The organism is Sphingopyxis sp. LC81, assembly GCF_000756375.1.
Lineage (GTDB): Bacteria > Pseudomonadota > Alphaproteobacteria > Sphingomonadales > Sphingomonadaceae > Sphingopyxis.
In genome coordinates this window covers 1-2000 of the sequence record NZ_JNFD01000013.1, presented here as the reverse complement: position 1 = coordinate 2000, position 2000 = coordinate 1, and the positions used below count along the sequence as shown (strand labels likewise).

The window sequence follows — 2000 nt, the reverse complement described above, 5'->3', positions numbered from 1 at the left end:
GGCCTTGGCGGGCGATTTTACATTGGAGGATCTGGGCTTCATCTTCGTTCCTTCGTCACTACGACGAAGCCCAGATCCTCCTTAAATCACAACCTCAAATCTGTGCCATTGGTGCTGACGGCGGACAGGCATTGTACCAGTGGGTCGCTTGTCTGGGGGGATCAGGCGGAAGCACGTCGCCACTTGCTGGGAGGAGCGAGCAAATCCCAGATCGCCACGACGAACATCAGTGCTAGGCCTGGATAGAGCAGCCACTCTGTTGGCCACCCAAAGCTCACCATCAACAGGGCGGCCGCTAACACAAGCACCGGTCCGGTCACGCCAAGTGCCATTCTCCCCCAATGCCGATGCCGGAAGCCGGCAAAGACATTTGCCAGAAGAGCAATCATGGCGAACAACGGAAGCAGGTAACGAATGAGCATGCCCTCGTACTGGACGAGGAAGCCGAGTCCAATCGCGGCACCTAGGCTCCCCAAGGCCGGGAAACACGCGGCGCAGCCCATTGCTGCTATGACAGCACCTAAGAAACCTGCCTTATCAGCGGTGCGCGTGAGAGTGTGTTGGGACGTCGCCCCGTCTGTTCCTTCGCCGATCAGCACGTTAGCCGCCCATCATCACGGTTCGCATCATGCCTTTCGCGTCCATGTTCGGCATGGGCATCATGTGCCCCTTGTTTACGGCAATCTGATGGTAGGCGACGTGCCACCGTTCCGCCCGATGCCACGCACGGACGAAGGCTGCGCGAACCTCGGTGTTCTGACTCATCGCCGCAAAGGTGTTCCAGAGCACCATGAACCCATGAGTGTCAAACCAGTGGGCAATTGATATCATCCGGTCCGTAGTCGCATTCGTCTCGACCGCAGGCACCTGGTCCGGGAGCGTCGCTTCATCCAACGGTGCCGGCAACATGTAGCCGCCATCCTCCAGAATCTTCTTCATCTCGTGGAGGTTCGGGAAGCAAACGTCATCCATGTAGATGCGGATCGCCTCCTTCAGATCAGGATCTTTCGCAGCCGCGATGTGAAGGTTGCACTGGCCGATGCACACGTACTCGCGCAGAAACCCCATCACGACAGAGACGAACTCACTTGCGCTAAGGGAGCCGTTGCCCTGGTTGGCCTGAGTGTACAGCCGCTCCGGGAAATCGCTGAACGCGGTTCGCCCAAGCGGCTCGTTGATCTCTGCACGGTCGATAACATCGGCGATATCAGACATTAGGCTTCTCCTGGTGGGGTGCTGAAAAGTCGTGATCACGGGCCGGGCAGCGCGTCGAGTTACCGGGGCGGGTGGCGCAGCCCTTTCTCAGGTACCAAACGAAGGCAACTACACCCAAGACCGCCAAAATCCCGCCGATCACGGGCCAAGAGGGAAACAGGGTGGCGAGGGAGACGCCGGACAGCAGCAGCAGCGGCAATCCGCAACAGAGGACGTGGAACGCGCTCAACAGTAGGATGGTGAACCCCATGGGGGGCTTGGCGCTGAAGTCCGTGTTGTCCGAGGGATCGACCTCATTTCGTTGCGCATCCACGGGGGCGGTCCCTCATCAGTTACCCGAATAACCGAGTGGACGTCCGGTGGGTTCCGACGGCTAACAAATGGACCTGATATAGCTCCAGGTTTTTTTCGTGCCTTTCTGTTCTTGATTATTCAGGCTCGCTTCTCAGAAGAAGGCGAGAGTACTAATGAGCGATTAAGAAGTGAGGTTCGATGTCCTATCCCAATCGAAGAACGCCTGTTCTTAATTCTTTCTAGGCGCGTTATTGGCCGTCGCGCCGCATGGGAAGAAAAGCCTTGCATCTGTAGCGGCTACAGGCGGTAGTCGCCCGTCAGAGGTGATTCGAATTGGTGGGGCAGGCGAGGATGCAGCGCCACTCCTCTAGGCCGTAGACTCGTAAGCGTTGATCCAGAGTCGGGCTGCGAACAGTTTTACAGCAGCGAGGAAGTTGTCGGCGCGCTTGTCGTATCGAGTAGCTAAACCTCTAGCATTCTTAATCTTTCCA

At 57.5% G+C, this 2000-nt stretch carries 3 protein-coding genes; all 3 read right to left on the bottom strand.

Annotation, left to right across the window (positions count from 1 at the left end):
- Window positions 1-161: 161 nt before the first annotated feature.
- Genes merC through FG91_RS07430 form a run of 3 tightly spaced genes read right to left on the bottom strand, consistent with a single transcriptional unit; the run spans window position 162 to window position 1528 of the window.
- On the bottom strand, window positions 162-599 hold the full coding sequence (gene merC, locus FG91_RS07440) for an organomercurial transporter MerC (protein ID WP_443027735.1): 438 nt from the start codon (window positions 597-599) through the stop codon (window positions 162-164).
- A gap of 1 nt (window position 600) precedes the next feature.
- Entirely contained in the window at window positions 601-1215 is a 615-nt protein-coding gene (locus tag FG91_RS07435; RefSeq protein WP_052187397.1) for a hypothetical protein, read from the bottom strand.
- Window positions 1208-1528, bottom strand: coding sequence for a hypothetical protein (locus tag FG91_RS07430; protein ID WP_037513775.1), 321 nt, complete (start codon window positions 1526-1528; stop codon window positions 1208-1210). Before FG91_RS07430 ends, FG91_RS07435 begins: the two co-directional genes overlap by 8 nt.
- Window positions 1529-2000 lie beyond the last annotated feature (472 nt).

Bases quoted from the DNA above. Each gene is read 5' to 3' on its own strand.
- FG91_RS07435 (WP_052187397.1), bottom strand. From the start codon at position 1,215: ATGTCTGATATCGCCGATGTTATCGACCGTGCAGAGATCAACGAGCCG.